This is a genomic window from Halomonas sp. BC2 (genome assembly GCF_002078115.1).
GTDB lineage: Bacteria > Pseudomonadota > Gammaproteobacteria > Pseudomonadales > Halomonadaceae > Vreelandella > Vreelandella stevensii.
The window spans coordinates 280077-287408 of sequence record NZ_LFGT01000009.1; the positions used below are offsets into that span (position 1 = coordinate 280077).

Below are 7332 nucleotides of genomic sequence, written 5' to 3' on the forward strand. Positions count from 1 at the left end.
AGCGGCAGAGCCTGCGCCCTCCAATGAGCCGGTGAGTGTTGGGCAGGTGGCGCCCACGAGTCGCGTCACTCCCACGTACCCCACCCGTGCCCAGCGGCGTGGCATGGAGGGTTTTGTCGAGGTGGAGTTCGTCATTCGGCGTGACGGCAGCGTCGATAGCGGAACGATTCGCGTCGTCAACGCCCAGCCGCGCCGCATGTTCGAGCAGGCGGCGGAGGAGGCCATTGCGCGCTGGCAGTTCGAGCCGAGTCAGCAGCTGCGTCGTGCCACTCAGCGCATCGAATTTCAGTTGCGGTAAGCCCGTCGAGGGAGCGTTATGCAGCGTTTATTGGCAATGGCAGTGCTCTACGTGTGGAGCACGGTGGCGGTGGCGGATGTGCCACTGAGTGAAGATATCATTCTCGACCTGAATGGGTTGCAGAGCCAGTTGGCGGAACTTTCCGGTTCTGGTGCAGAGAATGAGTCGTTGGACGCGATCCTGAGTCGCGTGCGCGCCCAGGCTGCCAGGCTGGCCTCGGGCAATCGAGCCGATCAGTGGGCCAGCGCGCTATATCATCAATTGGCGGCCAGTGCGCTGGTGCGTCAAGAGGTGCCCGAGGCGGCAGCGGATGAGCTGGCTAGTGCCCGCCAGCGTACCAGCGTGCCGAACAGTCAGCGGCTGCGCTGGTTGCGTGACGAAGCCTCCCTGCGCCGCGCGGCAGGTCAACGCTCTCAGGCCATCGAGCTTTACGCGCAGTGGCTCGGCGAGTCGGCGGGCCATGAGCGCTACCTTGAGTCGGTTTGGGCGTTGGTGCGCCTATTGGCAGAAGAGGAGCGCTGGGAAGAGGCCCTCGAATGGCTCACCCCTCAGTTGGCGCCGGGCAGAGAGCTGAGTGATGCCCAGCAGGCGCTGGTCAACGTCGTGCTGCGCCAGGCAGGCGAAGGCGAGCAGGCGCTGGCTTGGCTGCTGGAGAGTCTGAGCGAGCGCAGCAGCGCCGAGGAGTGGCGTCAGGCGGCTGGATTGGCGCAGCAGGCGGGGCTGCTGGGCGCTGCTGCAGGCGTCTGGGAAGCGGCCTGGCAGATGGGCAAGTTCACCGCCCCCGAGGATCGCTTGACCCTGATTCGGCTGCACCTGGCAGGCGGCACGCCAGCGCGTGCCGGTGAGCATCTGGAGGCAGCGCTGGAAGCAGGGGAGCTGCCTGATGATGAAGAGACGCTGCGCTTGCGAGCCACGGCCTGGCAGCAGGCCCGGCATGTCGAGCATGCCCTGAACGCTTGGCAGGCGCTGGCTGATACTACTCAAACGGCTGACGATTGGCGCCAGTATGGTCAGTTGGCCTACGCGTGGGGTAATGAGTCGCTGGCGAAAGAGGCGCTCTCGCGAGCGGCGGAGCTGGGCGACGAACAGGCCGAGCAGTGGCTTGGCTATTTCGATTGAGGGGGCTCAGGGGATGAGCCGTGCCGCCCGGGCGGGCGGCAGCCAGGGCGCAGGTCAGTCCGCCAGCGTCAGCGAAAAGTCGCTCCAGGTGGGCGCGTGATCCGAAGGTCGCTCCATGGCGCGCAGGGGATAGTCGATACCTGCATCGGTGACCCGCTGTGCCAGAGGGGGCGAGACAAGGATGTAGTCGATGCGCAGTCCGCGCTTGGGCTCCCGGTCAAAGCCCTTCGAGCGGTAGTCGAACCAGCTGAACCATTCGCTGTTGTCGGGGTGGCAGAGCCGATAGCTGTCGCTGAGCCCCCACGCCTTGATGCCCGCTAGCCACTCCCGCTCGATGGGCTGAAAGCTGGCCTTGCCATCACGCAGCCAGCGTTTTCGGTTGGCTTCCCCAATGCCGATGTCCTGGTCTTCGGGGGAAATGTTGAAGTCACCCATGACGGCGAGATGCTCTTCCGGGGAGTGCTGCGTGGCCAGCAGATTGGCCAGCTGCTGGTAAAAGCGCTCCTTGTGAGGAAATTTGGTGGGGTGTTCGACGTTCTCGCCCTGGGGGAAGTAGCCGTTCCACACGGTGACCGGCTGGCCGTCGGTGGTCAGCAGGCGCACGCCGATCATGCGTCGCTGAGCATCTTCCTCATCATCAGGAAAGCCGTAGAAGACCTGCTGAGGTTTCTGTCGGCAGAGCAAGGCCACACCGTAGTGGCCCTTTTGGCCATAGTGAAAGGTGTGGTACCCCATGGCTTCCACATCGGCCAGTGGGAATTCGCTATCCTGCACCTTGATTTCCTGCAGGCCGATCACATCAGGGCGATGGGTATCGATGAGCGCTTGAAGCTGATGCAGCCTTGCCCGGATGCCGTTGATATTGAAAGACACCAGACGCATCAGGAGGGCTCTCCCGAAGAGGAGTCGCTCCCCTTGTCGGGGTGGATGGCAATGTTCTGGCCACTTTGCTGGCGTGCCAGCTTGCGCACGGCCTGCAATTTGCGCTGTTGCTGTTTCTTGGCCACGAAACGGCGTGATGAGGTCACCTGATCCGGGTTTTCATGGCGCCACTTTTTGTAATCCTTGCGGCGACCGGTGCGGATCGTCACCTTGTCTGCCAGTGAACGAGTCTTTTTCTTACGCGTCATCGTCGCGCTCCTTGGGTTAATTTATGCCTCATTCTAACAGGCAAGGGCGCTCCTTCGACAGCAGAGCGCGCTCTTATCGCCAAGCCCTGCTACAATGCGCGATTCGTGATGCCTAACCTCCACAGCAATGGACAGATACACAGCCTATGAGCGAGTCGGAACAGATCACAGCATCGGACCAGAACCGCAAGCCTAAACGCCGTCGTCGCAAGCCGCGTCGCCGTCAGTCGAACTGGGATCTTCGTCAGTTTCAGGTGCCCGCCGTTGCCGGCAAGTGGCGCTTCCATGACTTTGATCTGCCGCTGCCCTTGATGCGCGCTATTCATGCCCAGGGCTATGAATACTGCACCCCCATTCAGGCAGAGGCGCTGCGCCACACACTGCTGGGTGGCGACATTGTGGGTAAGGCCCAGACGGGCACCGGCAAGACCGCCGCCTTCCTGATTTCCGTGCTGGCCTACTTCCTGGAAGAGCCCGCGCCGGATGGCCAGAAGCCGGGGGCTCCCCGTGCGCTGATCATCGCCCCCACCCGCGAACTGGCGCTGCAGATCGAGAAAGACGCCAAGGCGCTCGCCCGCTTCACCTCGTTGAACGTGGCCAGCGTGGTCGGTGGCATGGATTACCAGAAACAGCGTGAGAGCCTCGGCAAGAAACTCGATATTTTGGTGGCCACGCCTGGCCGTCTGCTCGACTTCCATCAGAAGCGCGATATCGACCTGTCCGAAACCGAAGTGCTGGTGCTCGATGAAGCGGATCGCATGCTTTCCATGGGGTTCATCCCGGATGTGAAGCGCATCATCCGCTACACCCCCAGGAAAGAGGAGCGTCAGACGTTCCTGTTTTCGGCCACCTTCACCGACGACATTCTCAACCTGGCCAGCCAGTGGACGCAGGAACCGGCCCATGTCGAGATCGAAGTCACGGTAGAGAATCAGGCCGATATCGACCAGCGCGTATACCTGGTGTCGGATGACGACAAGCAGCGCCTGTTGGTCAAGCTGCTGGAGCAGGAGAGCTTCGAGCGGGTCATGGTGTTCGGCAACCGTCGGGATCTGGTGCGCAAACTCGATGACCTGCTGAAAAAAGCAGGCGTGAGTGCCGCCATGCTGTCGGGTGACGTGCCCCAGAATCAGCGGATCAAGACGCTGGAAAGCTTCCGCGAAGGCGAGATCCAGGTGCTGGTGGCCACCGATGTGGCCGGTCGTGGCATCCATATTGAAGACGTGAGCCACGTGATCAACTACACCCTGCCGGAAGACCCGGAAGACTACGTGCACCGTATTGGCCGCACCGGTCGTGCCGGTGCCAAAGGGGTGTCGATCAGCTTCGTGGGTGAAGAAGACGCCTTCTCGCTGCCGGAAATCGAGCGCTACATCAACGGCAAGCTGCCCTGCGAGCATCCGCCGGAAGGCATGCTGTAACGCACATGCTGGATAACGCGCTCAAGGCCGATATTCAGCAAGCATACCGTAACGTGGTGGAGCAGCTCGAGCTGACCCCACGCTACGGTCAGCGGCTGATGATTGCCGAGATTGCCCGCACCCTGGGCGATATTCAGTGCGACAGCGATGGCAAGCGCACCAGCGACAGCCACGTTTGCGTATTGGAAGCCGGTACCGGCACGGGCAAGACGCTGGCGTATCTGATTGCAGGCTTGCCCATTGCCAAGGCGAAGGGCAAGCGGCTGATCGTGTCCACGGCCACGGTGGCTCTGCAGGAGCAGGTGTTGCATCAGGACCTGCCCTCGCTGGCCAAGCACAGTGGCATCGCCTTTCGCTATGCGCTGGCCAAAGGGCGCGGGCGCTATGTGTGCGTGGCGCGGCTGGACCAGGCCCTGGAGGGCAGTGAGCCGAACCCGACCATGTCGCTGTTCGAGCACTCCCTGCAAAGCGATAGCAGCGACTATCAGGTGCTTGCCAGCGACCTTGCCGATGCCTATGGCAAAGGCGAGTGGCAGGGTGACCGTGATACCTGGCCTGACACCATCGATGATGCCCACTGGCGTCAGCTCACCGTCGATCACCGCCAGTGTACCGGGCGCCGCTGCGGCCATTTCGGTGCTTGCGCGTTCTTCCGCTCACGCCGTGAGCTGGAAGATGCCGATGTCATCGTGGCCAACCACGATCTGGTACTGGCGGACCTGGCCCTGGGGGGCGGCGCCATTCTGCCGGACCCTGCCGACTGTATCTTCATCTTCGACGAAGGCCATCACCTGCCGGACAAGGCGCTGTCGCACTTTGCCCACCGCTTTGCGGTGCATGGCTGTCTGCGCTGGCTCAAGACGCTGCGCAGCAGCTTGACTGATCTTCACCAGGGGCTGGCGGTTCAGCCCACCGTGGCCCGGCTGCTGGCCAGCCTGCCTGAAGTGCTGCATGGCCTGGAGCCTGCCCTGGGGGACGTGTTCAGCCTGGGGCACCAGCTGGCCGGGCGCGAGCAGGGGCTGGCGGATGAAGAGGCCAGCCACCAGCAGCGTTTCGAGAAGGGCGAGGTGCCGGAAGCGCTGCGCGAGCAGGCGCGGCAGCTGCTGGTGATGTTTGCCACGCTATCACGCAGCCTGGAAAGCATTGCCGATATCCTGCGTGAGAGCCTGGACCCGGACAAGCAGACGGGGCTGGACCGCGATCAGGCCGAAGCCTGGCTACCGCTGGTGGCGCTGCTGCATGGTCGCGCCCTGGAAGCCCACGCGCTCTGGCAGGCGTTCAGCGAGCAGGACCCGCCCAATGCGCCGCCCTGTGCGCGCTGGATCACGTTGAGTCGTGTGGCCGGGGAGCCCGAAATCGAGTTCTCCGCCAGCCCTGTCTCGGCGGCGCACACGCTGGCCAAGCATTTGTGGGGGCGCTGCCATGGGGCGGTGGTCACCTCCGCCACCTTGACGGCACTGGGGCGCTTCGAACGTATTCAGGAGCGCGCTGGCCTGGCCAGTCGCTATCGGTACCAGGCGCTGCCCAGCCCCTTCGATTATGCCAACGCGGTGCTGCGCGTGCCCGCGGAAGCCACGGACCCCAGCGACCGAGAGGCCCATGAGCGTGCCATCGTGCGCTGTGTCTCCCAGTTGGGGGAGGATGAAGCGGTGCTGGTACTGTTTTCGTCCCGGGCCCAGCTCAGGGCGGTGGAAAAAGTGCTGCCAGCGGCTTTGAAAGAGCGCCTGCTGGCGCAGGATGCGCTGCCCAAGCGGGAGTTGATCGAGCGGCATCGTGCTGCGGTCGATAGCGGCAAGGGGAGCATCATCTTCGGCTTGGCCAGCTTTGCAGAGGGCATCGACCTGCCCGGGGATTACCTGACTCATGTGGTCATCACCCGATTACCCTTTGCGGTGCCCGATGACCCGGTGGGCGCCACGTTGGCCGAGTGGATCGAAAGCCAGGGCGGCAACTCTTTCATGCGTATCAGTGTGCCCGATGCCTCCATCAAGCTGGTGCAGGCCTGTGGTCGGTTGATCCGCAAGGAGAACGACCGGGGCGTGATCACGTTGCTGGACCGCCGCGTGATCACGCGGCGCTACGGTCAGGCGCTGCTGGATGCCTTGCCGCCCTTCAGGCGTGACATTCAGGCCTGAACTCGGCAGCGGGTGATGCTAATGAAAAACGCCCCGCCAGAGGGATCTGACGGGGCGTCGACAGGTTGGCTTCAGGCAATACGTTTGGCCAGCACCGGAGCAAGCTTTTCGTTCATGCGCGTAAAGGTTTCGACGGTCGTGTCCCAGTCGATACAGGCATCGGTAATCGAGACGCCGTACTGCAGTTGACTCAGGTCGGCGGGCACTTTCTGGGCACCCCAGCCAATGTTGGACTCGACCATCAGGCCGATGATGGAGCGGTTGCCTTCCAGAATCTGGTTGGTCACGTTTTCCAGTACCAGCGGCTGCAGGGCCGGATCCTTGTTGGAGTTGGCGTGGGAGCAGTCGATCATGATGTTGGCCGACAGTTTGGCCTTGCTCAGCTCCTTTTCGGCCAGCGCAACGCTGACGCTGTCGTAGTTGGGCTTGCCGTTGCCGCCGCGCAGTACCACGTGGCCGTAAGCGTTGCCCCGGGTGCGGATGATGGCGACCTGGCCCGCCTGGTTGATGCCCAGGAAGTTATGCGGGTTGGCCACCGACTGCAGGGCGTTGATGGCGACATCCAGGCTGCCGTCGGTGCCGTTCTTGAAACCGACCGGGCATGAGAGGCCTGAGGCCATCTCGCGATGGGTTTGTGACTCGGTGGTACGGGCGCCAATGGCTGACCAGCTGATGCAGTCCTGTAGGTACTGGGGCGAGATCGGGTCCAGCGCTTCCGTGGCCAGGGGCAAGCCCATCTCGGCCAGGTCGACCAGCAGTTTACGGGCGATGTGCAGGCCTTCGTCGATTTCAAATGAGTCGTTCAGGTGGGGGTCGTTGATCAGCCCTTTCCAGCCCACGGTGGTGCGCGGCTTTTCGAAATAGACGCGCATCACGATGTACAGGCTATCGCTCACCTTGTCAGCCAGCGCGCGCAGGCGGCGGGCGTAATCCAGTGCAGCATCCACGTCATGGATGGAGCAGGGGCCCACGACCACCAGCAGGCGCGGGTCGTTGCCATCCAGGATGTTCTGAATGACGCGGCGGCCTTCCACGACGGAGCGCTCGGCGGCTTCGGTGAGGGGAATGGCCGACTTCAGAGCGTCGGGGGTGGTGAGAACGTCCTGAGCGAGGACGTTGAGATTGCTAACCTGTTGATCAGACATCTTGCTACCTGTACATGCGCGATGGGCGAAAAGTGGTCACTACTATGGCGTGTCACGGTGGTAAAAATCAATTGTTACGGAACT

The 7332-nt window shown here is 62.8% G+C and carries 7 protein-coding genes; 4 read left to right on the forward strand and 3 right to left on the reverse strand.

The genetic code is table 11. The features are described from left to right. Both B7L71_RS07750 and B7L71_RS07755 read left to right on the forward strand, forming a co-directional pair. Positions 1-298 (forward strand): energy transducer TonB (locus tag B7L71_RS07750; protein WP_139790084.1); only part of this gene is annotated, 298 nt, incomplete at its 5' end. A gap of 18 nt (positions 299-316) precedes the next feature. Further along, a complete protein-coding gene (locus tag B7L71_RS07755) occupies positions 317-1417 on the forward strand; it encodes a hypothetical protein (protein ID WP_081137126.1) in 1101 nt (366 codons plus the stop codon). A gap of 54 nt (positions 1418-1471) precedes the next feature. On the opposite strand, the gene xthA is transcribed toward B7L71_RS07755, so the two are convergent. Then, positions 1472-2299, reverse strand: a complete 828-nt coding sequence (gene xthA, locus B7L71_RS07760; RefSeq protein ID WP_016913575.1) for an exodeoxyribonuclease III — start codon at positions 2297-2299, stop codon at positions 1472-1474. After that, positions 2299-2547 carry a hypothetical protein gene (locus tag B7L71_RS07765; protein ID WP_016913576.1) on the reverse strand — a complete coding sequence of 83 codons (249 nt, stop codon included), beginning with the start codon at positions 2545-2547 and terminating at the stop codon, positions 2299-2301. Before B7L71_RS07765 ends, xthA begins: the two co-directional genes overlap by 1 nt. Positions 2548-2693: 146 nt before the next feature. Here B7L71_RS07765 and rhlB point away from each other — a divergent pair, with 146 nt between their 5' ends. Further along, positions 2694-3968, forward strand: a complete 1275-nt coding sequence (gene rhlB / locus B7L71_RS07770) for an ATP-dependent RNA helicase RhlB (RefSeq protein WP_081137127.1) — start codon at positions 2694-2696, stop codon at positions 3966-3968. 5 nt (positions 3969-3973) lie between these two features. Further along, complete coding sequence (dinG, locus tag B7L71_RS07775) at positions 3974-6103, forward strand: ATP-dependent DNA helicase DinG (protein ID WP_081137129.1); 2130 nt, start codon at positions 3974-3976, stop codon at positions 6101-6103. A 71-nt stretch (positions 6104-6174) separates the two neighbouring features. Here the strand turns inward: dinG and B7L71_RS07780 are convergent, their stop codons facing one another. Next, complete coding sequence (locus B7L71_RS07780; RefSeq protein WP_039177196.1) at positions 6175-7248, reverse strand: 3-deoxy-7-phosphoheptulonate synthase; 1074 nt, start codon at positions 7246-7248, stop codon at positions 6175-6177. Positions 7249-7332: the final 84 nt, after the last annotated feature.